The organism is Pseudomonas sp. Con_6, assembly GCF_059379395.1.
On record NZ_CM182011.1, the window covers coordinates 5,627,857 to 5,653,769 of the forward strand.

Sequence of the window (25,913 nt, forward strand, 5' to 3'; positions counted from 1 at the left end):
ATCAACGGGACTGGTTCATGCGCTCGATGACCTGGCGGGTGATGTCATACTGAGGCTTGACATCGATGACCGCACCACGCTCGAGAACCAGGTCAAAACCGCCTTTCTTGATGACTTCCTCAACGGCGCCATCCAGTTTCGGCTTGAGCTGCTTGAGCATGTCACGGTCGGCCACGGCTTTGGCTTCATTCAGTTCCTTCGACTGGAACTGGAAGTCACGGGCTTTCTGCTTGAATTCCAGCTCCAGACGCTCACGCTCGCCCTGAGGCATTTTATCGCCGCCCTTGACCAGACGATCCTGGATGCCCTTGGCGCTGCTTTCCAGGTTCTTCAGCTTGGTCAGTTGCGGACCGAACTTCTTCTCCGCGTCGACCGCGTAAGCCTTGGCCGCGTCAGATTCCAGCAGGGCCATCTGATAGTTCAGAACGGCAACTTTCATTTCGGCAAACGCCGGGGTGGCGACCAGGGCCGCGGCCAGTACTGCCAGTTGAGTCAACTTACGCACGATGCACTCCTACAGAATCCGTTGTCGTTTACGTGAACCAGACCCTTAGAAGGTCTGGCCCAGAGAGAATTGGAACACCTGGGTATCGGCATCGTCCGGTTTCTTCACCGGCATCGCCAGGCTGAAGCTCAACGGACCCAGTGCGGTAATCCAGGTCACGCCCAGGCCGACAGAGCTGGCCAGGCCGGACAGGCCGACTTTCTCGCAGTCAGGCTTGGAGCCGCAGTTGGTGTCGAACACGTTACCCACATCCCAGAAGACCGAGGTCCGCAGGGAGCGCTGATCCTTGACGAATGGCAGCGGGAACAGCAGTTCAACACCACCCTGGACCAGGACGTTGCCGCCGAACGGCAGTGGATCCTGGTCCGGATCCGCGATGGTTCCTGGATTGGTACCCTTGCTCGGGGTACTGCGTGGGCCAAGGCTGCTGTCCTTGAAGCCACGCACCGAGTTGAAACCACCAGCGTAGTAGTTTTCATAGAACGGCAGGCCCGAGGTGGAACCGTAGCCGTCGCCATAACCCAGCTCGGTGTGCAGACGCAGGGTGTAGTCGTTGGTGATCGGCTTGAACAGCTGGCCACGGTAGTCGAGCTTGAAGAACGACAGGTCGCTGCCCGGCGTGGTCGCTTCCAGGGTCAGGCTTTGCGAGTGACCACGGGTCGCCAGCACACCCTTGTTCAGGGTCGACTCGGACCAGCCGGCCGAGGCCTTGAAGTTCAGGAAATTGTCCTGGCCTTCCTTCTGCAGGAAGTTGAAGATTTCGTCGACGGTGTAGCGGCCGGTCTTGATCTTGTCCTGCTGTACGGTCAGGCCGAAGGTCAGACGCGAGGTTTCGCTGATCGGGTAGCCGACGTTGACACCGGCACCCAGGCTATCCACCGCATAGCTCGCCACGTCGACGTCGAGGTCATCGTAGTTGGTGCTGCGGTAGAAGGCGTTGTAGCCGAGGCTGACGCCGTCCGCGGTCCAGTAGGGGTCCACGTAGCCGAAGTTGTAGCGGCTCTGGTATTCGGAACGGGTCAGGCCGATGGAGACCTTGTTACCGGTGCCCAGGAAGTTGTTCTGGCTAATCGAGCCACCGAGGATCAGACCGGCGCTCTGGGCGAAACCAACGCTCGCGGTGATAGAACCGGAGGCCTGCTCTTCCACGGTGTAGTTGACGTCGACCTGGTCGTCGGTACCCGGAACGGCCGGGGTCTCGACGTTGGCTTCCTTGAAGAAGCCCAGGCGCTCCAGACGGGTCTTGGACTGGTCGATCAGGTAGGTCGAAGCCCAGCCACCTTCCATCTGACGCATTTCACGACGCAGCACTTCGTCCTCGGACTTGGTGTTGCCACGGAAGTTGATGCGGTTGACGTAGGCACGCTTGCCCGGATCGACGACGAAGGTGATGTCGACGGTGTGGTCTTCGTCGTGCGGCTGTGGCACGCCGTTGACGTTGGCGAAGGTATAGCCTTCGTTACCCAGACGACGGGTGATCAACTCGGAGGTGGTGGTCATCACCTTGCGCGAGAACACCTGGCCAGGCTGGGCCAGCAGCAGCGCACGGACCTGGTCTTCCGGCACCTTGAGGTCGCCGGAGAGCTTCACGTCGCGAACGGTGTACTTCTCGCCTTCGTTGATGTTGACGGTGATGTAGACGTGTTTCTTGTCCGGGGTGATCGACACCTGGGTGGACGCGATGTCCATGTTGATGTAGCCGCGGTCCAGGTAGTAGGAGCGCAGGCGCTCGAGGTCACCGGAGAGTTTTTCGCGGGCGTACTTGTCGTCGTTCTTGAAGAACGACAGCCAGTTGGTGGTCTTCAGTTCGAACAGGCCCTGCAGATCCTCGTCGGAGAACACAGTGTTGCCCACGACGTTGATGTGCTGGATCGCAGCGACCGTGCCTTCGTTGATCTTGATCTTCAGGCCCACCCGGTTGCGCGGCTGCGGCACAACCTCAGCGTCCACCTCGGCCGAGTAGCGGCCCTGGGCGACGTACTGGCGTTGAAGTTCGTTACGCACGCCTTCGAGGGTCGCGCGCTGGAAGATCTCACCTTCGGCCAGGCCAGACTGTTTCAGGCCCTTCATCAGGTCTTCGGTGCTGATCGCCTTGTTACCCTCGATCTCGATGCTGGAGACCGAAGGACGCTCGACGACGTTGATGATCAGGACGTTGCCATCGCGGCTCAGGTTGATGTCCTGGAAGAACCCGGTCTTGAACAGGGAACGGGTCGACTCCACCAGACGACTGTCATCCGCCTGGTCACCGACGTTCAATGGCAGGGCACCGAAAACGCTGCCCGCGGAAACCCGCTGCAGACCGTTTACACGAATATCGGAGATGGTGAAGGACTCGGCGTGAACTTCAGCGATCATCAGTGCGGCGAGAGCCGCAGTTAGCAGCAGACGTTTCATGAAGTCCTTTTTTATTCCAACTGGCAATAAACGGCCCGCCGCAAGGACGCGGCAAGCTCGCAATTGAGCGAAGCGTTACAGTCGACCCAAATCGTTGATCAGGGCGAGCAACATCACCCCGACTACCAAACTGATACCGATCTGGACCCCCCAACCTTGCACCCGATCCGACAGCGGACGACCACGCACCCACTCGACCAGGTAAAACAGCAAATGCCCCCCGTCCAGAACCGGAATGGGCAGCAAATTGAGAACCCCGAGGCTAATGCTCAGATAGGCAAGGAAATTCAGGAAATCCCCAAGGCCGGACTGGGCTGAAGCGCCCGCCACTTTAGCAATGGTTATCGGTCCACTCAAGTTTTTTACCGAGAGCTCGCCGAAGAGCATTTTCTTCAGCGAATCAAGGGTCAGGACACTCATGTTCCAGGTCCGGGAAAGGCCCTCGCCCACTGCTTCCAGCGGCCCGTAGCTGACTTCGCGGAGCATTTCCTTCGGCCATTCCACCGCGGCCACGCCAGCACCGAGATAACCGCTGGCGGCCTTGCCTTCGCCACGAGTGGCGAGGGTCACCGGCACCTCGATCCGCGCGCCGTCACGTTGCACACCCAGCACGACCTTCGCGCCGGCATGGCCACGAACGGTGTCGACCACCTGCTGCCAGTCGCTCAGCGCCTGGCCATCCAGGGTCAGCAGGCGATCACCGGTCTTCAGCCCGGCGGCCTGGGCCGGGCCCTTCGGATCAAGCTCAGCAAGCACCGGAGCCAAGGCCGGGCGCCACGGACGGATACCCAGCGAACTGATCGGATCCGGCTCGTCGGCCCCCTTGAGCCAGCTGTCCAGGGCCAAACTGTGGCTTTCTACGGCGCTGGCGCCTTCGCCACGTACCTCGATACGCAACGATCCACTCTCACCCAGGCGACGCACCAGTTGCAAATTGACCGCCCCCCAACCGCTGGTCGGTTTGCCGTCGATCGCGACGATTTCCTGGCCGGCACCCAGCCCGGCGACCGCTGCAAGGCTGCCAGGCTCGACATTGCCGATAACCGGGCGCACCTGCTGGCTGCCGAGCATGGCGAGCAGCCAGAAGAACAGGATGGCGAGGAGGAAGTTGGCGATCGGGCCTGCCGCCGTAATAGCGATACGCTGGCCAACGGTCTTGCGATTGAAGGATTGTTCACGCTGCGCCGGATCGACATCGCCTTCGCGCTCGTCGAGCATCTTCACGTAGCCGCCCAGCGGAATGGCAGCCACGACGAACTCCGTACCCTGCCGGTCGTGCCAGCGCAGCAGCGGCGTGCCGAAGCCTACGGAAAAGCGCAAGACCTTGACGCCACAGCGCCGGGCCACCCAGAAGTGGCCGAATTCGTGAAAGGTAACCAGAACACCCAGGGCGACCAGGGTGCCGATAATCATGTAGAGCGCACTCATGTCTTTCTCCGAATAACGTTCAAGCGGGCAGGACCTAGCGCCCGTGGCGCGTCAACCACTCTCCCGCCAGCTCCCGGGCCCGCTGGTCGGCGGCGAACACCGCATCGAGCGAGTCCACGGCAACCACCGGCTCTCGCTCCAGCACCTGTTCGATCATACTCGCGATCTCCGGGAAGCGGATGCGCCGCTGGAGAAACGCTTCCACGGCGATCTCGTTGGCGGCGTTGAGCACGGCCGGAGCACTGTTGCCCGCCTCCGCCGCCTCGCGCGCAAGGCGCAGGCAAGGGAAACGCGTCTCGTCCGGTGCCTCGAAGTCCAGGCGGGCGATGGCGAACAGGTCCAGTGGCGCCACGCCAGAATCGATGCGCTCCGGCCAGGCCAGGGCATTGGCGATCGGGGTACGCATGTCCGGGTTGCCCAACTGGGCCAGTACCGAACCGTCGATATAATCGACGAGGGAGTGAATCACACTTTGCGGATGCACGACCACCTCGACCCGGGATGCTGGCGCATCGAACAGCCAGCAGGCCTCGATCAGCTCTAGCCCCTTGTTCATCATGCTCGCGGAGTCAACGGAAATTTTCCGCCCCATGGACCAGTTCGGATGGGCGCAGGCCTGCTCCGGAGTGACCCGTGCCAGCTCACTGACGGGAGTCTGACGGAATGGGCCGCCCGACGCCGTCAGCAGAATGCGACGAACCCCCACCTGACCCAGGCCGCGTGCGTAGTCGACAGGCAGGCACTGGAAGATCGCGTTGTGCTCACTGTCGATGGGTAGCAACACGGCGTTGTGGCGCCGCACCGCGTCCATGAACAAGGCACCGGACATCACCAGCGCTTCCTTGTTGGCCAACAGGACCTTCTTGCCCGCCTCCACCGCCGCCAGGGTCGGGCGCAGGCCCGCCGCACCAACGATGGCCGCCATTACCGCATCGACCTGCGGGTCCGCGGCAACCGCGCACAAGCCACGTTCCCCCACCAGCACTTCGGTGCGAGAACCCGCCGCGTCAAGACCGGCACGCAGCGTCGCAGCCGAAGCTTCATCCGGGACCACCGCAAACACCGGCACATGCCTCAGGCACAACGCCAGCAACTCGTCCAGCCGGGAATAGCCGGTCAGGGCGAAGGCTTCATAGCGCTCAGGGTGACGGGCAATGACGTCAAGCGTGCTCAGGCCAATGGAACCGGTGGCACCGAGCACGGTAATGCGTTGCGGACGGTTCACAGCATGCTGCCCCAGTCAGCGGCCCAGAGCAGAACGGCGAACAACGGGATCGCCGCCGTAAGGCTGTCGATGCGGTCGAGAACACCACCATGACCCGGCAACAGGTTGCTGCTGTCCTTGATCCCGGAGCGGCGCTTGAACATGCTTTCGGTCAGGTCGCCGACCACCGAACCCATGACGATCACCGCCGCACCGAGCAGGCCAAGCAATAGCTCACCGACGCTCCAGTGCCGGGTCAGACCGACGCCAAGGGTGATGACCAGGCTCAGGGCCAGGCCACCATAGACGCCTTCCCAGCTCTTGCCTGGACTGACCTGCGGCGCCAGCTTGCGCTTGCCGAAGGCCCGGCCGGAGAAATAGGCGCCGATATCCGCCCCCCAGACCAGCACCATGACCGCGAGAATCAACCAGTTGCCCATGGCCCAGTGCTTGAGCAGCACCAGCCCCTGCCAGGCAGGCAGCAGGATCAGCGCGCCAATCAGCAGGCGACAGGCTGCACTGGCCCACAACTCACTGCTGCGCGGGTAGGTCATCACCAGCCAGGTTGCGACGCCCCACCACAGGACCGAGGCCCCCAGCACCCATGGTGCCAGGTCCGGCATCAGGTGCAGCAACATCAGCAAGCCTGCGATGACCGCGGCATAAGCCACGCGCAGCGCTTGCCCCATCAGGCCGGCCAGGCGGGCCCACTCCCAGGCACCCAAGGTGACCACCAGTCCGATGAACAGGGCAAAATCCGCCCCATCGAGCAGGAAGAAGCCGCCCAGGGCGATCGGCAGCAGGATCAGCGCGGTAATGATGCGTTGCTTGAGCATTAAGCACGGGCTCCAGCTTCGACCTGCTCGCTGGTTTTACCGAAGCGGCGCTGGCGCGAAGCGAAATCGGCCAGCGCGCTGCGCATGGCCTCGTGTTTGAAGTCCGGCCAATAGAGGTCGGAGAAGTACAGCTCGGCGTAGGCCAGTTGCCACAGCAGGAAGTTGCTGATTCGATGCTCGCCCCCGGTACGGATGCACAGGTCAGGCAACGGCAGGTCGCCAGTGGCCAGGCAGGTCTGCAGCAGGTCGGGAGTGATGTCTTCCGGCCGCAGGTGACCGGCCTGGACTTCGCGGGCCAGGCGCTGGGCGGCCTGGGCGATATCCCACTGACCGCCGTAGTTGGCGGCGATCTGCAGGATGAAGCGATTGTTGCCAGCGGTCAGCGCCTCAGCCTCGCGCATGGCGGCCTGCAACTCCGGGTGAAAGCGCGAGCGATCCCCGATGATACGCAGACTGATGTTGTTCTCGTTGAGGCGCTTGGCCTCCCGGCGCAATGCCGAGAAGAACAGCTCCATCAACGCCCCGACCTCGTCGGCCGGGCGCTGCCAGTTCTCGCTGGAGAAGGCGAACAGGGTCAGCACCTCGACCTTGGCCTCGGCACAGACCTCGATAACAGCCCGCACCGCGTCCACACCTGCCTTGTGCCCGGCAACGCCGGGCAACAGGCGCTTCTTCGCCCAGCGATTATTTCCGTCCATGATGATCGCGACGTGGCGCGGCACCGAGGACGGCATACCCTGCTTGCTCTTTTCCATTGAAAAAACCCCGACCTTAAACGGCCATCAGGTCCTTTTCTTTTGCTTCCAGAGCCTTGTCGACTTCAGCGATGAACTTGTCGGTGAGCTTCTGCAGCTCATCCGCAGCGCGGCGCTCGGCATCTTCGCTGATACCACTGTCCTTGTCCTTGGCCAGTTTCTTCAGATCGGCAAGGGCATCACGGCGCACGTTACGAACGGCGACCTTGGCTTCTTCGGCAACGCCACGAGCCTGCTTGGTGTAACCCTTGCGGGTTTCCTCGGTCAGGGCTGGCATCGGTACGCGGATGGTGGTGCCGGCACTGCTCGGGTTCAGGCCCAGGTCAGAGGTCAGGATGGCCTTCTCGATGGCGGCGCTCAGGTTCTTGTCGTGCGCTACAATCTTCAGGGTCCGGGCGTCTTCGACGGAAATCGCCGCGACCTGGTTCAGCGGCATCTCGCTACCCCAGGCGGTGACCTTGACGCTATCGAGGATGCTCGGGTGAGCACGACCCGTGCGGATCGCAGCCAGGTTGCGACCCAGGGCCTCGATGGACTTGCTCATGCGGTCCTGAGCGTCTTTCTTGATTTCGTTGATCATTCTTCGCCTTCCTCGATCAGAGTTCCTTCAGCGCCGCCCACTACGATGTTCAGCAAGGCGCCAGGCTTGTTCATGTTGAATACCCGCAACGGCATCTTGTGGTCACGACACAGGCAGATTGCGGTCAGATCCATGACGCCGAGCTTGCGGTCGAGCACTTCGTCGTACGTCAGACGGTCGAATTTCTCGGCATGCGGATCCTTGAATGGATCGGCAGTGTACACGCCATCGACCTTGGTTGCCTTCAACACGACATCGGCATCGATTTCGATCGCGCGCAGGCAGGCGGCCGAGTCGGTGGTGAAGAACGGGTTGCCGGTACCGGCGGAGAAGATCACCACGTCGCCGGAGTTGAGGTGGCGGATACCCTTGCGGCGGTCATAGTGGTCGGTGACGCCGACCATGGAAATCGCCGACATGACGATGGCGGGAATGTTCGAGCGCTCCAGCGCGTCGCGCATGGCCAGAGCGTTCATCACGGTCGCCAGCATGCCCATGTGGTCACCGGTGACACGATCCATGCCGGCCGCGCTCAGGGCCGCACCACGGAACAGGTTGCCGCCACCGATCACCAGGCCGACCTGGACGCCGATGCCGACCAGTTGACCGACTTCCAGGGCCATGCGATCCAGCACCTTCGGGTCGATCCCGAAGTCTTCCGAGCCCATCAGGGCCTCGCCGCTAAGTTTGAGCAAAATGCGTTTATAGCGAGGTTGACGACCACTCACCTGCTGAGCCATTGCGAATCTCTCCTGCGGCGTTTGTATAAATTCCGGGCGGACTGTTTTCAGTCTGCGCCAACTGTAGCTTGGCACCCGAGAGGTGCCAGCGCGCAAACGCATCCGGCTTTTGGCACGAAAAGCGCCTGCGCTTTGACAAAGAGGCTGCGCGCGTGAGCGGGCAGCCTCTTTGGGGCGACAGATGTGAATCCGTCTTATTGCTTCTGGGCAGCAGCCACTTGAGCGGCAACTTCGTCAGCGAAGTTGTCGACTGGCTTCTCGATACCCTCACCGACCGCGAAGCGGGTGAAGGAAACGATTTCAGCGCCGGCTTTCTTGGCCAGGGCACCTACAGTGACGTCCGGATCCTTGACGAAGGCTTGTTCGACCAGGCTGGCTTCAGCCAGGAACTTGGTGATACGGCCGCTGATCATCTTCTCGACGATTTCAGCAGGCTTGCCTTTCATCTTGTCTTCGTTCAGCGACAGGAAGACGCCTTTTTCGCGCTCGATGGCCTCGGCCGAAACTTCCGACGGCAGCAGGAACTCAGGGTTGCTGGCCGCTACGTGCATGGCGATGTCTTTCGCCAGCTCGACGGTGCCGCCCTTCAGGGAGACCACGACGCCGATCTTGTTGCCGTGCAGGTAGGCACCCAGAACATCACCCTCAACACGCGCCAGACGGCGGATGTTGACGTTTTCGCCGGTCTTGGCAACCAGGGCCAGACGGGCTTCTTCCTGAGCTTCGATCAGCGGAGCGACGTCGGTCAGCTTGTCGTTGAAGGCTTTTTCGACGCTGGCAGCGACGAAGGCTTTGAAGTCTTCCTGCAGAGCCAGGAAGTCGGTCTGCGAGTTGACTTCGATCAGAACGGCGCTCTTGCCGTCTTCCTTGATGGCGATGGCGCCTTCGGCGGCAATGTTGCCAGCCTTCTTGGCAGCCTTGATGGCGCCCGAAGCGCGCATATCGTCGATGGCCTTCTCGATGTCACCGCCGGCTTTGGTGAGGGCTTTCTTGCAGTCCATCATGCCTTCGCCAGTGCGCTCACGCAGTTCCTTGACCAACGCTGCAGTAATTTCTGCCATTTCAAAATCCTCTTGGATAGGTTTTCAACCATTCCACCCGCTGTTCACGGGGGTTCAATTCTGGAAATCAACAGCCTGTCTCATAGGCGGCGCGTCGATAATGCGGACACTTGGCGACAGGAGGATTTCAAGGTGGCAAAAAGGGGGCCGAGCCCCCTTTTTGCGTGCCAGATCGACGCTAACGTCGATTACTCGGCAGCTGGCGCTTCTTCAGCGTAAACTTCGGTGCCGCCGGCAACGTTGTTGCGACCACGGATGACGGCGTCAGCCATCGAACCCATGTACAGCTGGATGGCGCGGATGGCGTCATCGTTGCCTGGGATGATGTAGTCAACACCTTCAGGGCTGCTGTTGGTATCGACAACGCCGATGACCGGAATGCCCAGTTTGTTGGCTTCGGTGATGGCGATGCGCTCGTGGTCGACGTCGATCACGAACAGGGCATCAGGCAGGCCGCCCATGTCCTTGATACCGCCCAGGCTGCGATCCAGTTTTTCCAGATCACGGGAGCGCATCAGGGCTTCTTTCTTGGTCAGCTTGGCGAAGGTACCGTCTTCAGCCTGGGTTTCCAGCTCGCGCAGACGCTTGATCGAAGCGCGGATGGTCTTGTAGTTGGTCAGCATGCCGCCCAACCAGCGGTGGTCGACGTACGGCGAGCCGCAACGTGCTGCTTCTTCAGCAACGATCTTGCCAGCGGAACGCTTGGTGCCGACGAACAGGATCTTGTTCTTGCCCTGGGCCAGACGCTCGACGAAGGTCAGAGCCTCGTTGAACATTGGCAGGGTTTTTTCCAGGTTGATGATGTGAATCTTGTTGCGCGCGCCGAAAATGAACTTGCCCATTTTCGGGTTCCAGTAACGGGTCTGGTGGCCGAAGTGCACACCGGCCTTCAGCATATCGCGCATGTTGACTTGGGACATGATAGTTCCTTGATAAGTCGGGTTGGGCCTCCACGCATCCCAATGACCAACCCGCGAATCCAGTGGATCGGGGCACCCAGGTCACCGTGTCGATACGTGTGTGGGTTTGAGCTTTGGGGGCCATCCCCGCAAAGCGGCGCACTTTATACCACACTCGGATGACCAACGAAACCGGAATTGCCAATCAGCTTCCGGCCTTTGCCACGCGGGCGCAATCACACCAGAATGCCATCATCTATATGGATAGCTGCCATATGAACAGCCGCGCGCCGCGTGACGCCCAGAACCCCCGCGTGCTCTGTTAGAATCGCTCCTTTCCTGTTCGCCCGCGCCGCCAAGGCGCCGTAGAGAGCCTGCAATGACCGTTACCATCAAAACCGCCGAAGACATCGAGAAGATGCGCATCGCCGGCCGCCTTGCCGCCGAAGTCCTGGAAATGATCGAGGAGCACGTCAAGCCCGGCGTGACCACCGAAGAACTGGACCGCCTGTGCCACGACTACATCGTCAACGTCCAGCAGGCCATCCCGGCGCCACTCAACTACAAGGGCTTCCCCAAGTCGATCTGCACCTCGATCAACCATGTGGTGTGCCACGGCATCCCCAACGAGAAGCCGCTCAAGGCCGGTGACACCCTGAACATCGACGTCACCGTGATCAAGGACGGCTACCACGGCGACACCAGCCGCATGTTCCACGTCGGCGCCGTGCCGGTCTGGGCCGAGCGCCTGTCCCAGGTCACCCAGGAATGCCTGTACAAGGCGATCGAACTGGTCAAGCCGGGCTGCCGCCTGGGCGACATCGGCGAAGTGATCCAGAAACACGCGGAAAAGAACGGTTTCTCGGTAGTCCGTGAATTCTGCGGCCATGGCATCGGCAAGGTGTTCCATGAAGAGCCGCAGATCCTCCACTACGGCCGCGCAGGAACCGGCATGGAACTGAAGGAAGGCATGACCTTCACCATCGAGCCGATGATCAACCAGGGCAAGGCCGACACCAAGGTCCTGGGCGATGGCTGGACCGCCATCACCAAGGACCGCAAGCTGTCCGCCCAGTGGGAACACACCCTGGTGGTGACCGCTACCGGCTATGAGATCTTCACCCTGCGCAAAGACGACACCATCCCCCGTACTTCAGCCTGACCAGACAGGACGATTCGATGCCCCAGGTGGATCCCGAGCTGTTCGATCGCGGCCAGTTCCAGGCGGAACTGGCCCTCAAGTCAAGCCCCATCGCGGCGTTCAAGAAGGCCATCCGCCTTGCCGGCGAGGTGCTTGACCAGCGTTTCCGCGAAGGCCGCGACATCCGTCGGCTTATCGAGGATCGCGCCTGGTTCGTCGACAATGTCCTGCAACAGGCCTGGAAGCAGTTCGACTGGAGCGACGAGGCCGATATCGCCCTGGTCGCAGTGGGCGGCTACGGGCGCGGCGAGTTGCACCCCTACTCGGACATCGACCTGCTGATCCTGCTGGACAGCGCCGACCACGAAGTCTTCCGCGATTCGATCGAGCGTTTTCTCACCCTGCTGTGGGACATCGGCCTGGAAGTGGGTCAGAGCGTGCGCTCGGTAGACGAGTGCGCGGAACAGGCCCGTGCCGACCTGACGGTGATCACCAACCTGATGGAAAGCCGCACCATTGCCGGCCCCGAGCGCCTGCGCCAGCGCATGCTGGACGTCACCAGCACCGAGTACATGTGGCCAAGCAAGGAGTTCTTCCTGGCCAAGCGTGCCGAGCAGAAGGCCCGCCACCACAAGTACAACGACACCGAATACAACCTCGAGCCCAACGTCAAGGGATCGCCCGGCGGCCTGCGTGACATCCAGACAGTGCTCTGGGTGGCCCGCCGCCAGTACGGCACCCTGAACCTTCACGCCCTGGCGGGTGAAGGTTTCCTGCTGGAAGACGAGAACAAACTGCTCGCCGCTTCCCAGGAGTTCCTGTGGAAGGTCCGCTACGCCCTGCACATGCTCGCCGGGCGCGCCGAGGACCGCCTGCTGTTCGACCATCAGCGCAGCATCGCCGCCCTGCTCGGCTTCAGCGATGACAACCCCAAGCGCGCCATCGAGCAGTTCATGCAGCAGTACTACCGGGTCGTGCTGAGCATCGCCGAGCTGAGCGACCTGATCGTCCAGCACTTCGAGGAAGTCATCCTTACCGATGACAGCAGCACCACCACCCAGCCGTTGAACGCCCGCTTCCAGCTGCACGACGGCTATATCGAAGCGGTGCGCCCGAACGTGTTCAAACGCACCCCGTTCGCCATGCTGGAAATCTTCGTGCTGATGGCTCAGCACCCCGAAATCAAAGGCGTGCGCGCCGACACCATCCGCCTGCTGCGCGAATACCGCCACCTGATCGATGACGATTTCCGTAACGATATCCGTAACACCAGCTTGTTCATCGAGCTGTTCAAGTGCGAGATCGGCATCCACCGCAACCTGCGCCGGATGAACCGCTACGGCATCCTCGGCCGCTACCTGCCGGAGTTCGGCCTGATCGTCGGGCAGATGCAGCACGACCTGTTCCACATCTACACGGTAGACGCGCACACCCTGAACCTGATCAAGCACCTGCGCAAACTGCAGTACACGCCGGTGTCGGAGAAGTTTCCGCTGGCCAGCAAGCTCATGGGCCGTCTACCCAAGCCCGAACTCATCTACCTCGCCGGGCTCTATCACGACATCGGCAAGGGCCGCCAGGGCGACCATTCGGAGATCGGCGCGGTCGACGCCGAAGCCTTCTGCGCACGCCATCAGCTCCCGGCCTGGGACAGCCGCCTGATCGTCTGGCTGGTGCAGAACCACCTGGTGATGTCCACCACTGCGCAACGCAAGGACCTGTCCGACCCACAGGTGATCCACGACTTCGCCCAACTGGTCGGCGATCAAGTACACCTGGACTACCTCTACGTGCTGACCGTGGCCGACATCAACGCCACCAACCCCAGCCTGTGGAACTCCTGGCGCGCCAGCCTGCTGCGCCAGCTCTACACCGAAACCAAGCGCGCCATCCGCCGCGGCCTGGAAAACCCGCTGGACCGCGAGGAGCAGATCCGCCAGACACAGAGCGCGGCCCTGGACATCCTGGTCCGCGAAGGCAACGACCAGGACGATGTCGAACAGCTCTGGTCGCAACTGGGCGACGACTATTTCCTGCGCCACACCGCCGCGGACGTTGCCTGGCATTCCGACGCCATCCTGCAACAGCCGGCCAACAGCGGCCCGCTGGTACTGATCAAGGAAACCACCCAGCGCGAATTCGAGGGCGGCACGCAGATCTTCATCTACGCTCCCGACCAGCACGACTTCTTCGCCGTGACCGTGGCGGCCATGGACCAGCTCAACCTGAACATCCATGACGCGCGGATCATCACCTCCAGCAGCCAGTTCACCCTCGACACCTATATCGTGCTGGACAACGACGGTGGCGCCATCGGCGACAACCCGCAGCGGGTCAAGCAGATCCGCGAAGGCCTGACCGAGGCGCTGCGCAACCCGGACGATTACCCGAACATCATCCACCGTCGGGTACCGCGACAACTGAAGCACTTCAACTTCGCGCCACAGGTGACCATCCTCAACGACGCCCAGCGCCCGGTGACCATCCTCGAAATCATCGCCCCCGACCGCCCCGGCCTGCTGGCGCGGATCGGCAAGATCTTCCTGGACTTCGACCTGTCGCTGCAGAACGCCAAGATCGCCACCCTCGGCGAGCGTGTGGAGGACGTGTTCTTCATCACCGACGCCGACAACCAGCCACTTTCCGACCCCCAACTGTGCAGCCGCCTGCAGGACGCGATCGTCGAGCAGTTGCGGGTCGACCAGGCCAGCGGAACCGGATCCTTTCGCCTGACCATTTAATGCATTGACGAGACCTTGCGCCGATGAACAACGCTTTGAACCAGCTTCAGCCCTACCCGTTCGAGAAACTCCGTGCCCTCCTCGGCGGCGTCACGCCGGCGGCGGACAAGCGCGCGATCGCGCTGTCGATCGGTGAGCCGAAGCACACCTCGCCGGCTTTCGTGGCCAAGGCACTGGCCGACAACCTCGACCAGATGGCGGTGTACCCGACCACCCTGGGTCTGCCGGCCCTGCGCGAATCGATTGCCCACTGGTGCGAGCGCCGCTTCGGCGTGCCGGCCGGCTGGCTCGATGCCGCCCGACACGTGCTGCCGGTCAACGGCACCCGCGAAGCGCTGTTCTCCTTCACCCAGGCGGTGGTCAATCGCAGCGACGACGGCCTGATCGTCAGCCCCAACCCGTTCTACCAGATCTACGAGGGCGCGGCCCTGCTGGCCGGGGCCAAGCCGCATTACCTGGCGTGCCTGGACAGCAACGGCTTCAACCCGGACTTCGACGCGGTTCCGGTGGACGTCTGGCAGCGTTGCCAGATCCTCTTCCTGTGCTCGCCGGGCAATCCCACTGGCGCCCTGGTACCGCTGGAAACCCTGAAGAAACTGATCTCCCTGGCCGACCAGTACGATTTCGTCATTGCCGCCGACGAGTGCTACAGCGAGCTGTACTTCGACGAGCAAAGCCCGCCGCCGGGCCTGCTGAGCGCCTGCGCCGAGCTCGGCCGCAGCGATTTCAAGCGCTGCGTGGTATTCCACAGCCTGTCCAAGCGTTCCAACCTGCCGGGCCTGCGTTCCGGCTTCGTCGCCGGTGATGCCGAGATCCTCAAGGCCTTCCTGCTTTATCGCACCTACCACGGCTGCGCCATGCCGGTTCAGACTCAACTGGCCAGCATCGCCGCGTGGAACGACGAAGCCCATGTACGCGACAACCGCGACCTGTACCGCGAGAAGTTCGACGCCGTGCTGGACATCCTCGCCCCGGTCCTCGACGTGCAGAAGCCGGACGGTGGCTTCTATCTCTGGGCCAAGGTCCCGGGCAATGATGACGCGGCGTTCTGCCGAAATCTGTTCGAGCAGCAGCACGTGACCGTGGTGCCAGGCTCATACCTGTCCCGCGATGTCGACGGCGTCAACCCAGGTGCCGGCCGCGTACGCATGGCGCTGGTCGCGCCGCTGGCCGAGTGCGTTGAAGCGGCGAAACGGATTCGGGCCTTCATCGAAGGCTGACGAGCATCGGATTGCCGCGGCATCTGCGCCGCGGCGACCGCCTTCCAGAGTTCGCGCTAGCCCAACCCTCACTCTCTCGCAACTGATATTTCTGTCAGTTGCGCGCTTGGTATTCCCGCCGAAAACTGTCTTCGCGACAGCCTTTCCCGAGGCTGGCATAACTTCGAAGGTGGAGATATGGAAGCAACCCTGCAGGCCGTCATGGAAATCATGGGTGCGGACACCAAAAACCCGTTGCTGGGTGGCGTAGAGAAACTGAGCACCTACATGCTGAACAACATGCTGGTTTCAAAAGGCTACAGCGAAAGTTCCGTCAGCCAGTTGCTCTACGCAATGGACAAAAACAACAACAGCTTCATCGAGCGCTCGGAATTGCCTGACCTGGTCGCCATCCAGAAAAAACTGGATAGCTGGGATACCAACAAGAACGGCAAGGTCACTTGCGCCGAGTTCATCGCAGCCCTCAGCAAGGACCTGCAACTGAGCGCATCGCAACGCAAGATGTACGAGCTTGCTTTTCAGGAACTCGATATCGACGGTGACGGGAATCTGTCCAACTTTGAAGCCTTCACCGGGCTGGAGGTCGGACGGGCCGGATCGAAAGCGCTCAGCGACGAGCAACTGCAACGGATTCTCGGCGAACTGATGCAAAAGGATACGAACAACGACGGAAAAGTGAGCGTCAACGAGTTCAGCGATGCGATCGGCCCCTACCTGACCGAGGAAGATCTGAAGGGCGTGATCAAAAAGATCAACCTCGATGGCAATTCGCAGATTTCCTTCGTCGAGTACCTCAGGGACTATTACCTGGACTGGATCTCCGGTCGGTGAACCAGATGCATCGCCAGCCTCAGCCGCGCAGCGGGCATTGATTGCCGCTGCGCGGCTTCACTTCACCGCCCCCAGGTTCGCCTCGCTCAGGTCCAGTTCCCCCAGCACCCTGCGCACCACATCGTCACCGACCTCATGATGCCGATGCAGACGATACAGCTCCAGGCGCTGCGCCCGCAGCGCGCGCAGGCGCAGACGCCGCTCCAACTGGTCCATCTGCGCCGCCAGGGCACGGGCTTCGGCGCTGTCGTTGTAGGCGTCGAGCTGCTGACGGTATTCAGCCATCAACCGTGCCTTGAGCTCGGCAGCGAGGGCGGCCTGGGCTGCGTCCTGGGCGGCACCGGGCTCGGCGGTCTCCTCAGCCTCCAGGGCGTGGATCGCCGCCTCGGCGGTGCGCCGCCAGGCTTCGTCGGCCTCCTGCTGCAGCGCGTCGTCGGGACTCTTCTGGATCCCGCGCAACAACAACGGCAAAGATACGCAGGCCGCCACCAGCGACAGCAGGATCACCCCGGCCGCGATGAAAATCAGCAGGTCGCGCTCGGGGAAGCCGGTGCCCGCGCTGATCAGCAGCGGCACCGACATCACGCCCGCCAGGGTCACGGCTCCACGTACCCCGCCAAGAGTCAACAGCCAGCAGGAGCGCGCATCGGGCAACAGCACCAGTTCCGACTTGCCGCGCCAGCGCCGTACCTGACCGATCAGGCGCCATATGCTCTGCACCCAGACGAAGCGCAACAGCACCAGCACGCCAAAGATCGCCACCACGTCCAGGCAGCGCCAAGCCAGGGTCGGCCACAGCGAGGCTTCGTGACTGGTCACTGCCTTGATGATGTCCGGCAGTTGCAAACCCAACAGGAGGAAAATCAGGCCATTGAAAGCGAATTCCAGCAACGACCATACACTGCGGTTGAGCAGGCGCGTGCTGGTCTGGCGCGGCAGCAGGTCGAGCCAGCTCTGCATCATCCCCGCCGCCACCGCCGAGAGAATGCCGGAAGCACCGAGGCGTTCGGCCAGCACATAGGCGGCGAATGGCAACAGCAGCATGAACACCACGTGGGTGGCGGGATCGTCCCAACCGCGGGCGATCATCCAGGCGCGCAGGCGTCCCACCAGCCAGCTCAGGGCCACGCCGATGGCCAGGCCACCCAGCGCCACCAGGACAAAGGTCAAGCTGGCCTCGGCCAGGGAGAACACCCCGGTAATGGCTGCAGCCAGAGCGAATTTGAAGGTCACCAGGCCGGACGCGTCATTCATCAACGCCTCGCCCTGGAGCATGTGCATCAACGGCGTCGGCAGGCGGTCCTGGGTGATCGCCGAGACCGCCACGGCGTCGGTGGGAGACAGCACGGCCGCCAGAGCGAAGGCCACCGGCAACGGGATGGTCGGGATGATCCAGTGGATGAAGTAGCCGGCGCCGACCACGGTGAACAGCACCAGTCCCACGGCGAGTGTCAGGATCGGACCGCGCAAGCGCCAGAACTCGCGCTTGGGCATGCGCCAGCCATCGGAGAACAGCAGGGGCGGCAGAAACAGGAAGAGAAACAGTTCCGGATCGAGCGCCACATGCAGACCGAGGGTCGGCCAGGCCAGCAAGGCCCCCGCAGCGATCTGTACCAGCGGCAACGGCAGCGGGATCATCCGCCCCACCAGCTTGGAGACACTGACCAGCATCAGCAGGATGAGGACGGTATAGGCTGATTGCATGCGTGCGTGTTTCCTGTTCGATTCGAAAGCGCTGCCAGCGCGCTGGACATGGGCGCGGCATTGGACACATATAGTAACGAGCGGTACCCCCGGTGGGCCGCTGCACAAAAGTCGCAGGTGGCCGGGGAATATGTAACACCATGCTACACATCAAGAATACATAATGAGTCAGATGCCAAATTGGGGCTGCTTTGCAGCCCCAGAAACAAGGAAGGCCACGCCATGCCCAACGCCCTGAACAACGATAGCCCCGATCGCGCCTTGCTCGTGATCGATATCCAGAACGACTTCACTCGCGGCGGCGCCCTGGAAGTGCCCCACGGCGACGAGATCGTGCCGTTGGTGAATCGCCTCGCCACGGATTTCCGTAACGTGGTCCAGGCCCAGGACTGGCACCCCGCCGGGCATATTTCTTTCGCCTCCAGCCACCCTGGGAAACAACCCTTCGAGGTCATCGAGTTGCCCTACGGCCCGCAGGTGCTCTGGCCGGACCACTGCATCCAGGGCAGCCACGGCGCGCAGTTCCACCCCGGCCTGGACATTCCCCACACCCAACTGATCGTGCGCAAAGGCGGCAATCCGGCGGTCGACAGCTACTCAGCCTTCTACGAAGCCGACCAGCAGACCACCACCGGCCTGGCCGGCTACCTGCGGGAAAAAGGCGTGAACACCGTCTATCTCGTGGGCCTGGCCCTGGATTTCTGCGTGGCCTGGAGCGCCCTCCACGCCCGCCGCGAAGGCTTCGTCACCTACGTGGTACTGGATGCCTGCCGGGCCATCGACAGCGACGACTCGCTGGAGCAGGCTCTGTCCGCCATGCAGGATGCCGGCGTGATCTTCATCCAGTCCCGGCAGTTGCTCGGCGACGCCTGAGAACGCATCGGTCAGAAGGCGGCGCCACAGCCGTGGCGCCTTGCCGATTGATGCCGCATAATCCCGCCCACCCCAATTTTCGAGGAGTTGCGGGGACGCCCGGGGAATGTCCGGCGCCCCTTGAAGTTCAATGGCTTACATTCTCTACGGCATCAAAGCTTGCGACACGATGAAAAAAGCGCGTACCTGGCTTGAGGAAAAAGCCATCGGCTACGACTTCCACGACTACAAAACCCAAGGCATCGACCGCGACAGCCTGAACCGCTGGTGCGACGAGCACGGTTGGGAAAAGATCCTCAACCGCGCCGGCACCACCTTCCGCAAGCTCGATGACGCGCAGAAGGCCGACCTCGACCAGGCACGGGCCGTGGAGCTGATGCTCGCCCAGCCGTCGATGATCAAGCGCCCGGTGCTCGACCTGGGCGGCAAGACCCTGGTGGGTTTCAAACCGGACCTGTACGCGGCCGCCCTGCAGTGAGCCGCCCGCTTTCACCCTATTTCAGTACGAGGTAACCGCATGTCCCAATCCCTGTTCAGCCTGGCCTTCGGTGTCGGCACCCAGAACCGCCAGGGCGCCTGGCTGGAAGTCTTCTACGCACTGCCGCTGCTCAACCCGAGCGCCGATCTGGTCGCTGCCATCACCCCGGTACTGGGTTATGAAGGTGGCAATCAGGCCATCGCGTTCAGCAACGCCCAGGCCGCGCAACTGGCCGACGCCGTGAAGGCCGGCGATCCGGCCCAGGCCGCCCTGCTGACTCGCCTGGCAGAAAGCAGCAAGCCGCTGGTCGCCACCCTGCTGGCCGAAGACGCCACCCTGAGCTCGACCCCGGAAGCCTACCTGAAGCTGCACCTGCTCTCGCACCGTCTGGTCAAGCCGCACGGCCTGAGCCTGGCCGGCATCTTCCCGTTGCTGCCAAACGTCGCCTGGACCAGCCAGGGCGCCATCGACCTGGCCGAACTTGCCGAAGCGCAACTGGAAGCACGCCTGAAAGGCGAGCTGCTGGAAGTGTTCTCGGTGGACAAGTTCCCGAAGATGACCGACTACGTCGTGCCAAGCGGCGTACGAATCGCCGACAGCGCCCGCGTACGCCTGGGTGCCTACATCGGCGAAGGCACCACCATCATGCACGAAGGTTTCGTCAACTTTAACGCCGGTACCGAAGGCCCGGGCATGATCGAAGGCCGCGTTTCCGCGGGCGTTTTCGTCGGCAAGGGTTCGGACCTGGGCGGCGGCTGCTCGACCATGGGCACCCTGTCCGGCGGCGGCAACATCGTCATCAAGGTCGGCGAAGGCTGCCTGATCGGCGCCAACGCCGGTATCGGCATCCCGCTGGGCGACCGCAACACTGTGGAAGCCGGCCTGTACATCACCGCCGGCACCAAGGTGCAACTGCTCGACGAGCAGAACCAGTTGGTGAAAGTGGTCAAGGCCCGCGACCTGGCCGGCCAGGCCGACCTGCTGTTCCGCCGCAACTCGGTATCCGGCGCAGTGGAGTGCAAGACCCACAAGTCGGCGATCGAGCTGAACGAAGCGCTGCACGCCCACAACTAAGTGGTACGATTCGGGTCTGGCCCTTCGCCAGACCCGATTCCCAGGCGCGAAGATCATGTTCCAACCCTCCCCCTGGCGTGCGGACTTTCCCGCCATCGCCGCCCTGCAACGCCAGCACCAGACTTATCTGGACAGCGCGGCAACCACCCAGAAACCCCAGGCATTGCTGGACGCCCTGAGCCATTACTACGGCCATGGCGCGGCCAACGTGCACCGTGCCCAGCACCTGCCCGGCGCCCTCGCCACCCAGGCTTTCGAGGCCAGCCGCGACAAGGTCGCCGCCTGGCTGAATGCCGGTGCCAACGGCAATATCGTCTTCACCCACGGCGCCACCTCGGCTCTGAACCTGCTTGCCTACGGCCTTGAACACCGTTTCGAGGCCGGCGAGGAAATCGCCGTCAGCGCCCTCGAACACCACGCCAACCTGCTGCCCTGGCAGCAACTGGCCCAGCGCCGCGGCCTGAAGCTGGTGATCCTGCCCCTGGCGGAAAACGGCCAGCTCGACCTCGACGCCGCGTTGCAACTGATCGGCCCCCGTACCCGGGTGCTGGCGGTCAGCCAGTTGTCCAACGTGCTCGGCAGCTGGCAGCCGTTGCAACCGCTGATCAACCATGCCCGTGCCCAAGGTGCGCTGACCGTGGTCGACGGCGCCCAGGGCATCGTCCATGGCCGCCATGACGTCAGCCAGCTGGGTTGCGACTTCTACGTCTTCTCCAGCCACAAGCTGTACGGACCGGACGGCCTCGGCGTGCTCTACGGACGTACCCAGGCCCTGGCCATGCTGCGCCACTGGCAGTTCGGCGGCGAGATGGTGCAACTGGCCGGCTACCAGGAGTCCAGCTTCCGCCCGGCACCGCTGGGCTTCGAAGCCGGTACACCGCCGATCGCCAGCGTGATCGGCCTCGGTGCAACCCTGGACTACCTGGCCAGCCTCGACGCTGCCGCCGTAGCCGAGCATGAGTCGGCTCTGCATCGCCACCTGCTGCGCGGCCTCAACGACCGCGAAGGCGTGCGCATCCTTGGTGCTCCCGAGGCGGCCCTGGCCAGCTTCGTGGTGGAAGGCGTGCACAACGCCGACCTTTCGCACCTGCTGACCGAACAGGGCGTCGCCGTGCGCGCCGGGCATCACTGCGCCATGCCACTGATCAACCGCCTCGGCCTGGACGGAGCGATCCGCGTGTCGCTGGCGCTGTACAACGACTCGGACGATCTGCAGCACTTCTTCTCGGCGCTGGACCAGGCCCTGGAGTTGCTGCGATGAGTCTGCCGAAAGAAGCACAAGACGCGCTCGCTACCTTTACCGCCGCCTCGGGCTGGGAACAGCGCGCACGCCTGCTGATGCAATGGGGCGAGCGTCTGGCACCGCTGACGGATGAGGAAAGGTCGGAAGACAACCGCGTCCACGGCTGCGAAAGCAAAGTCTGGCTGGTGGCACAACAGCAGGACGGTCGCTGGCGCTTCGCTGCGGCCAGTGATGCACGGTTGATCCGCGGCTTGCTGGCCTTGCTGCTGGTACGGGTCGACGGCCTGTCCAGCGCCGAGCTGCAGCAACTGGACCTGCCCGGCTGGTTCGATCAGTTGGGCCTGAGCCGCCAGCTTTCCCCTTCGCGCAGCAACGGCCTGAACGCCGTGCTGCAGCGCATGGCTCAGCTCGCTGCGGGCGGCTGAGCAGCCTTGCGCTCGGCCGGGCGTCGCGCTCCGGCCACCAACTTGTCCACCGCCTTGCTAGCGGCGACCATGCCGAAGGTCGCCGTGACCATCATCACCGCGCCGAAACCGCCGGCGCAGTCCAGCTTCACGCCTTCCCCGACGAAACTCTTGCTCAGGCAGATGCCGCCATCCTCGCCCGGATAACGCAGTTGCTCAGTGGAGAACACCACCGGCACGCCATAGCTGCGGCTGGTGTTGCGCGAGAAGTTGTAGTCGCGGCGCAGGGTCGAACGCACCCGCGAGGCCAGCGGGTCGTTGTAGGTGCGGTTGAGGTCGGCGACCTGGATCTGCGTCGGGTCGATCTGCCCACCGGCACCACCCGTGCTGATGATGGTGATCTTGCGCCGCTTGCACCAGGCAATCAGCGCGGCCTTGGCCATCACGCTGTCGATGCAGTCGATCACGCAGTCGAGTTGCTCGGTGATGTATTCGGCCATGGTGTCGCGGGTGACGAAGTCCGCCACTGTGTGCACGGTGCAGGCCGGGTTGATGGCGCGCAGGCGCTCAGCCATGGCCTCGACCTTGGCTCGCCCGACGTTGCCCTCCAGGGCATGGGCCTGGCGGTTGGTGTTGCTCACGCAAACGTCGTCCAGGTCGAACAGCGAAATCTCGCCGACGCCACTGCGCGCCAGCGCTTCCGCCGCCCACGAGCCGACGCCGCCGATGCCGACCACCGCCACATGGGCAGCGCCCAGGCGCTTCAGGCCGTCGACGCCGTACAGCCGGGCAATGCCGGCAAACCGTGGATCCTCAGTACTCATGCCGCACACCCCGCAAAAAACCGGCGCGCATTATAGGCCCCCGCGCGGGCAATGACAGCCCGCCCCCACACCCTTCGGACAGCCCGCACATTGGTCAGGATGATGGCAAAGCTGCTTTAATGTCCGACGAAGTGTCCTACGCTGCAAAAAGTCTTGGACGACATATAGCGGGCTTCAGAACTTCATCGACTGAAGAAAATCCAATGGCCGTCAGGTTGGCTTTCCTCCAGGAACAAACCCGACTTCTCGCTGGATCCGCGCGCTCGACGCGGGCCCGTTCCACTCTCCGGAACTCGAACAACTTATGTCATCGCGTAAATTTGGTCTCAACCTGGTGATCGTCATGGCGATCGCCGCGCTTTTCACCGGGTTCTGGGCGCTGATCAACCGCCCGGTTTCTGCCCCCAACTGGCCGGAGCAGATTTCCGGTTTCTCCTATTCACCGTTCCGCCTCGGCGAAAGTCCGCAAAAGGGCCAGTACCCCACCGAAGCGGAAATCCGTGAAGACCTCGAACAGCTGAGCAAGCTGACCGACAGCATCCGTATCTACACGGTCGAGGGCACCCAGGCGGAAATCCCGCGGCTGGCCGAGGAATTCGGCCTGCGGGTGACCCTGGGCGTGTGGATCAGCCCCGACCAGGAGCGCAACGAACGGGAAATCCAGAAGGCCATCGAATTGGCCAACACCTCGCGCAGCGTGGTGCGGGTGATGGTCGGCAACGAAGCGCTGTTCCGCAAGGAAATCACCCCCGAGGACCTGATCAAGTACCTCGATCGGGTCCGCGCCGCCGTCAAGGTGCCGGTGACCACCTCCGAGCAGTGGCACATCTGGAAGGAGCACCCGGAACTGGCCAAGCACGTCGATCTGATCGCCGCGCACATCCTGCCCTACTGGGAATTCATCCCGATGAAGGATGCCGGCCAGTTCGTCCTCGACCGTGCCCGCGACATGAAACACCTGTTCCCACGCAAGCCGCTGCTGCTTTCCGAGGTTGGCTGGCCGAGCAACGGGCGCATGCGCGGCGGTGCCGACGCGACCCAGGCCGACCAGGCCATCTACCTGCGGACCCTGGTCAACAAGCTCAACCGCCAGGGCTACAACTACTTCGTCATCGAAGCCTACGACCAACCGTGGAAAGCCAGTGACGAAGGCTCGGTGGGAGCCTACTGGGGCGTGTTCAACGCTGCCCGCCAGCAGAAATTCAACTTCGAAGGGCCGGTAGTGGCGATCCCGCAGTGGCGCGTGCTGGCGGTGGGCTCCGTGGTCCTCGCCCTGCTCTCGCTGACCATGCTGCTGATCGACGGCTCGGCTCTGCGCCAACGTGGCCGCACCTTCCTGACCTTCATCGCGTTCCTCTGCGGTTCGGTGCTGGTGTGGATCGGCTACGACTACAGCCAGCAGTACAGCACCTGGTTCAGCCTGACCGTGGGCTTCCTCCTGGCCCTTGGCGCGCTGGGGGTGTTCATCGTCCTGCTCACCGAAGCCCATGAACTGGCCGAAGCGGTCTGGATTCACAAGCGTCGCCGCGAATTCCTGCCGGTGCAAGCGGATGAAGCCTACCGGCCAAAGGTCTCGGTGCATGTGCCGTGCTACAACGAGCCGCCGGAGATGGTCAAGCAGACCCTTAACGCGTTGGCGGCCCTGGATTATCCGGACTACGAAGTCCTGATCATCGACAACAACACCAAGGACCCGGCGGTATGGGAGCCGATCAAGGCGCACTGCGAACTGCTCGGCGAACGCTTCAAGTTCTTCCACGTCTCACCGCTGGCCGGCTTCAAGGGCGGCGCGTTGAATTATCTGATCCCGCATACCGCCAAGGATGCCGAGGTCATTGCGGTGATCGACTCGGACTACTGCGTCGACCGCAACTGGCTCAAGCACATGGTGCCGCACTTCGCCGATCCGAAGATCGCCGTGGTGCAGTCGCCACAGGACTATCGCGACCAGAACGAAAGCACCTTCAAGAAGCTCTGCTACTCGGAGTACAAGGGCTTCTTCCATATTGGCATGGTCACCCGCAATGACCGTGACGCGATCATCCAGCACGGCACCATGACCATGACCCGCCGTTCGGTCCTGGAAGAACTGGGCTGGGCCGACTGGTGCATCTGCGAGGATGCCGAGCTGGGCCTGCGGGTGTTCGAGAAAGGTTATTCCGCCGCCTATGCCCACAACAGTTACGGCAAGGGCCTGATGCCGGACACCTTCATCGACTTCAAGAAGCAGCGCTTCCGCTGGGCCTATGGCGCGATCCAGATCATCAAGCGCCATACCGCCAGCCTGCTGCGGGGCAAGGACACTGAGCTGACCCGTGGCCAGCGCTATCACTTCCTCGCCGGCTGGCTGCCGTGGATCGCCGATGGCATGAACATCTTCTTCACCGTCGGCGCGCTGTTGTGGTCGGCGGCGATGATCATCGTGCCGCAGCGGGTCGACCCGCCGCTGCTGATCTTCGCCATCCCGCCGCTGGCGCTGTTCGTGTTCAAGGTGGGCAAGATCGTCTTCCTCTACCGCCGTGCGGTAGGGGTCAACCTGAAGGACGCCTTCGCCGCGGCGCTGGCCGGGCTGGCCTTGTCGCATACCATCGCCAAGGCGGTGCTGTACGGGTTCTTCACCAGCAGCATCCCGTTCTTCCGCACGCCAAAGAACGCCGACAGCCATGGCCTGCTGGTGGCGCTGTCCGAGGCGCGGGAAGAGCTGTTCATCATGCTCCTGCTGTGGGGCGCGGCGGCCGGGATCTATCTGGTCCAGGGACTGCCGAGCAATGACATGCGCTTCTGGGTGGCGATGCTGCTGGTGCAGTCGCTGCCGTATGTGGCAGCGCTGGTGATGGCATTGCTGTCGTCGCTGCCCAAGCCTGCCGAGGCCGTGGAGCAGGCTCCCGCCGCCTGACTCAAGCACCTGTGGAAGCTGGCTTGCCAGCGATAGGGCCAGATCTGACAACATCATCGTCAGTGCCGGCCTCATCGCT

The 25,913-nt window shown here is 62.8% G+C and carries 22 protein-coding genes; 10 read left to right on the forward strand and 12 right to left on the reverse strand.

The features are described 5' to 3' along the window. Window position 1 precedes the first annotated feature (1 nt). The 10 genes from AC5QPF_RS25355 to rpsB form a co-directional block, all read right to left on the reverse strand. Window positions 2-505 (reverse strand): OmpH family outer membrane protein, encoded by a 504-nt coding sequence (locus AC5QPF_RS25355; RefSeq protein WP_009395255.1) that lies wholly within the window; start codon window positions 503-505, stop codon window positions 2-4. Between the two features lie 45 nt (window positions 506-550). After that, window positions 551-2,902 (reverse strand): outer membrane protein assembly factor BamA, encoded by a 2,352-nt coding sequence (gene bamA / locus AC5QPF_RS25360; RefSeq protein WP_494960411.1) that lies wholly within the window; start codon window positions 2,900-2,902, stop codon window positions 551-553. A gap of 75 nt (window positions 2,903-2,977) precedes the next feature. Next, window positions 2,978-4,330: a sigma E protease regulator RseP gene (rseP, locus tag AC5QPF_RS25365; RefSeq protein WP_494960412.1), complete on the reverse strand. Its 1,353-nt coding sequence runs from the start codon at window positions 4,328-4,330 to the stop codon at window positions 2,978-2,980. A 34-nt stretch (window positions 4,331-4,364) separates the two neighbouring features. Continuing rightward, the gene (ispC, locus tag AC5QPF_RS25370; protein WP_494960413.1) at window positions 4,365-5,555 is read right to left on the reverse strand and encodes a 1-deoxy-D-xylulose-5-phosphate reductoisomerase; all 1,191 of its coding nucleotides are present in this window, start codon (window positions 5,553-5,555) and stop codon (window positions 4,365-4,367) included. Then, the gene (locus AC5QPF_RS25375; RefSeq protein ID WP_494960414.1) at window positions 5,552-6,370 is read right to left on the reverse strand and encodes a phosphatidate cytidylyltransferase; all 819 of its coding nucleotides are present in this window, start codon (window positions 6,368-6,370) and stop codon (window positions 5,552-5,554) included. Before AC5QPF_RS25375 ends, ispC begins: the two co-directional genes overlap by 4 nt. Continuing rightward, window positions 6,370-7,125: a polyprenyl diphosphate synthase gene (gene uppS, locus AC5QPF_RS25380; protein ID WP_494960415.1), complete on the reverse strand. Its 756-nt coding sequence runs from the start codon at window positions 7,123-7,125 to the stop codon at window positions 6,370-6,372. Before uppS ends, AC5QPF_RS25375 begins: the two co-directional genes overlap by 1 nt. Window positions 7,126-7,141: 16 nt before the next feature. Next, entirely contained in the window at window positions 7,142-7,705 is a 564-nt protein-coding gene (frr, locus tag AC5QPF_RS25385; protein ID WP_494960416.1) for a ribosome recycling factor, read from the reverse strand. Further along, window positions 7,702-8,445, reverse strand: a complete 744-nt coding sequence (gene pyrH, locus AC5QPF_RS25390; protein ID WP_330076239.1) for a UMP kinase — start codon at window positions 8,443-8,445, stop codon at window positions 7,702-7,704. Before pyrH ends, frr begins: the two co-directional genes overlap by 4 nt. 194 nt (window positions 8,446-8,639) lie before the next feature. Beyond that, window positions 8,640-9,506 carry a translation elongation factor Ts gene (gene tsf, locus AC5QPF_RS25395; RefSeq protein ID WP_494960417.1) on the reverse strand — a complete coding sequence of 289 codons (867 nt, stop codon included), beginning with the start codon at window positions 9,504-9,506 and terminating at the stop codon, window positions 8,640-8,642. Between the two features lie 188 nt (window positions 9,507-9,694). Then, on the reverse strand, window positions 9,695-10,426 hold the full coding sequence (gene rpsB / locus AC5QPF_RS25400; RefSeq protein WP_494960418.1) for a 30S ribosomal protein S2: 732 nt from the start codon (window positions 10,424-10,426) through the stop codon (window positions 9,695-9,697). A 358-nt stretch (window positions 10,427-10,784) separates the two neighbouring features. Between rpsB and map the strand changes: the two genes are divergently transcribed. The 4 genes from map (at window position 10,785) to AC5QPF_RS25420 (ending at window position 16,338) form a co-directional block, all read left to right on the forward strand. Continuing rightward, window positions 10,785-11,567: a type I methionyl aminopeptidase gene (gene map / locus AC5QPF_RS25405; protein ID WP_494960419.1), complete on the forward strand. Its 783-nt coding sequence runs from the start codon at window positions 10,785-10,787 to the stop codon at window positions 11,565-11,567. Between the two features lie 17 nt (window positions 11,568-11,584). Continuing rightward, the gene (locus tag AC5QPF_RS25410) at window positions 11,585-14,287 is read left to right on the forward strand and encodes a [protein-PII] uridylyltransferase (protein WP_494960420.1); all 2,703 of its coding nucleotides are present in this window, start codon (window positions 11,585-11,587) and stop codon (window positions 14,285-14,287) included. A 23-nt stretch (window positions 14,288-14,310) separates the two neighbouring features. After that, on the forward strand, window positions 14,311-15,507 hold the full coding sequence (gene dapC, locus AC5QPF_RS25415) for a succinyldiaminopimelate transaminase (protein ID WP_494960421.1): 1,197 nt from the start codon (window positions 14,311-14,313) through the stop codon (window positions 15,505-15,507). A gap of 177 nt (window positions 15,508-15,684) precedes the next feature. Further along, window positions 15,685-16,338: an EF-hand domain-containing protein gene (locus AC5QPF_RS25420; protein ID WP_494960422.1), complete on the forward strand. Its 654-nt coding sequence runs from the start codon at window positions 15,685-15,687 to the stop codon at window positions 16,336-16,338. A gap of 57 nt (window positions 16,339-16,395) precedes the next feature. Here AC5QPF_RS25420 and AC5QPF_RS25425 read toward each other — a convergent pair whose 3' ends face one another. Then, a complete protein-coding gene (locus tag AC5QPF_RS25425) occupies window positions 16,396-18,042 on the reverse strand; it encodes a Na+/H+ antiporter (protein ID WP_494960423.1) in 1,647 nt (548 codons plus the stop codon). 222 nt (window positions 18,043-18,264) lie between these two features. Between AC5QPF_RS25425 and pncA the strand changes: the two genes are divergently transcribed. From pncA to AC5QPF_RS25450, 5 genes are all read left to right on the forward strand, one after another. Then, window positions 18,265-18,915, forward strand: a complete 651-nt coding sequence (gene pncA / locus AC5QPF_RS25430) for a bifunctional nicotinamidase/pyrazinamidase (RefSeq protein ID WP_494960424.1) — start codon at window positions 18,265-18,267, stop codon at window positions 18,913-18,915. Between the two features lie 130 nt (window positions 18,916-19,045). After that, window positions 19,046-19,393: an ArsC family reductase gene (locus AC5QPF_RS25435; protein ID WP_330076248.1), complete on the forward strand. Its 348-nt coding sequence runs from the start codon at window positions 19,046-19,048 to the stop codon at window positions 19,391-19,393. 39 nt (window positions 19,394-19,432) lie between these two features. Continuing rightward, window positions 19,433-20,467, forward strand: a complete 1,035-nt coding sequence (gene dapD, locus AC5QPF_RS25440; RefSeq protein WP_494960425.1) for a 2,3,4,5-tetrahydropyridine-2,6-dicarboxylate N-succinyltransferase — start codon at window positions 19,433-19,435, stop codon at window positions 20,465-20,467. 55 nt (window positions 20,468-20,522) lie between these two features. After that, window positions 20,523-21,728, forward strand: a complete 1,206-nt coding sequence (locus tag AC5QPF_RS25445) for an aminotransferase class V-fold PLP-dependent enzyme (protein ID WP_494960426.1) — start codon at window positions 20,523-20,525, stop codon at window positions 21,726-21,728. Further along, complete coding sequence (locus tag AC5QPF_RS25450; RefSeq protein ID WP_494960427.1) at window positions 21,725-22,135, forward strand: SufE family protein; 411 nt, start codon at window positions 21,725-21,727, stop codon at window positions 22,133-22,135. Before AC5QPF_RS25445 ends, AC5QPF_RS25450 begins: the two co-directional genes overlap by 4 nt. Here the strand turns inward: AC5QPF_RS25450 and tcdA are convergent. After that, window positions 22,114-22,938, reverse strand: coding sequence for a tRNA cyclic N6-threonylcarbamoyladenosine(37) synthase TcdA (tcdA, locus tag AC5QPF_RS25455; protein ID WP_494960428.1), 825 nt, complete (start codon window positions 22,936-22,938; stop codon window positions 22,114-22,116). The two genes, AC5QPF_RS25450 and tcdA, sit on opposite strands and share 22 nt — an antisense overlap. Before the next feature lie 304 nt (window positions 22,939-23,242). Between tcdA and AC5QPF_RS25460 the strand changes: the two genes are divergently transcribed. Further along, a complete protein-coding gene (locus AC5QPF_RS25460) occupies window positions 23,243-25,834 on the forward strand; it encodes a glycosyltransferase (protein ID WP_494960429.1) in 2,592 nt (863 codons plus the stop codon). The last annotated feature ends 79 nt before the right edge of the window (window positions 25,835-25,913 follow it).

What these genes read in the sequence shown, in the direction of transcription:
- bamA (WP_494960411.1), bottom strand. Translation starts at nt 2,902, where the DNA reads ATGAAACGTCTGCTGCTAACTGCGGCTCTCGCCGCACTGATGATCGCT.
- rseP (WP_494960412.1), bottom strand. Translation starts at nt 4,330, where the DNA reads ATGAGTGCGCTCTACATGATTATCGGCACCCTGGTCGCCCTGGGTGTT.
- AC5QPF_RS25375 (WP_494960414.1), bottom strand. Translation starts at nt 6,370, where the DNA reads ATGCTCAAGCAACGCATCATTACCGCGCTGATCCTGCTGCCGATCGCC.
- uppS (WP_494960415.1), bottom strand. Translation starts at nt 7,125, where the DNA reads ATGGAAAAGAGCAAGCAGGGTATGCCGTCCTCGGTGCCGCGCCACGTC.
- frr (WP_494960416.1), bottom strand. Translation starts at nt 7,705, where the DNA reads ATGATCAACGAAATCAAGAAAGACGCTCAGGACCGCATGAGCAAGTCC.
- pyrH (WP_330076239.1), bottom strand. Translation starts at nt 8,445, where the DNA reads ATGGCTCAGCAGGTGAGTGGTCGTCAACCTCGCTATAAACGCATTTTG.
- tsf (WP_494960417.1), bottom strand. Translation starts at nt 9,506, where the DNA reads ATGGCAGAAATTACTGCAGCGTTGGTCAAGGAACTGCGTGAGCGCACT.
- rpsB (WP_494960418.1), bottom strand. Translation starts at nt 10,426, where the DNA reads ATGTCCCAAGTCAACATGCGCGATATGCTGAAGGCCGGTGTGCACTTC.
- map (WP_494960419.1), top strand. Translation starts at nt 10,785, where the DNA reads ATGACCGTTACCATCAAAACCGCCGAAGACATCGAGAAGATGCGCATC.
- AC5QPF_RS25410 (WP_494960420.1), top strand. Translation starts at nt 11,585, where the DNA reads ATGCCCCAGGTGGATCCCGAGCTGTTCGATCGCGGCCAGTTCCAGGCG.
- dapC (WP_494960421.1), top strand. Translation starts at nt 14,311, where the DNA reads ATGAACAACGCTTTGAACCAGCTTCAGCCCTACCCGTTCGAGAAACTC.
- AC5QPF_RS25420 (WP_494960422.1), top strand. Translation starts at nt 15,685, where the DNA reads ATGGAAGCAACCCTGCAGGCCGTCATGGAAATCATGGGTGCGGACACC.
- AC5QPF_RS25425 (WP_494960423.1), bottom strand. Translation starts at nt 18,042, where the DNA reads ATGCAATCAGCCTATACCGTCCTCATCCTGCTGATGCTGGTCAGTGTC.
- pncA (WP_494960424.1), top strand. Translation starts at nt 18,265, where the DNA reads ATGCCCAACGCCCTGAACAACGATAGCCCCGATCGCGCCTTGCTCGTG.
- AC5QPF_RS25435 (WP_330076248.1), top strand. Translation starts at nt 19,046, where the DNA reads ATGGCTTACATTCTCTACGGCATCAAAGCTTGCGACACGATGAAAAAA.
- dapD (WP_494960425.1), top strand. Translation starts at nt 19,433, where the DNA reads ATGTCCCAATCCCTGTTCAGCCTGGCCTTCGGTGTCGGCACCCAGAAC.
- AC5QPF_RS25445 (WP_494960426.1), top strand. Translation starts at nt 20,523, where the DNA reads ATGTTCCAACCCTCCCCCTGGCGTGCGGACTTTCCCGCCATCGCCGCC.
- AC5QPF_RS25450 (WP_494960427.1), top strand. Translation starts at nt 21,725, where the DNA reads ATGAGTCTGCCGAAAGAAGCACAAGACGCGCTCGCTACCTTTACCGCC.
- tcdA (WP_494960428.1), bottom strand. Translation starts at nt 22,938, where the DNA reads ATGAGTACTGAGGATCCACGGTTTGCCGGCATTGCCCGGCTGTACGGC.
- AC5QPF_RS25460 (WP_494960429.1), top strand. Translation starts at nt 23,243, where the DNA reads ATGTCATCGCGTAAATTTGGTCTCAACCTGGTGATCGTCATGGCGATC.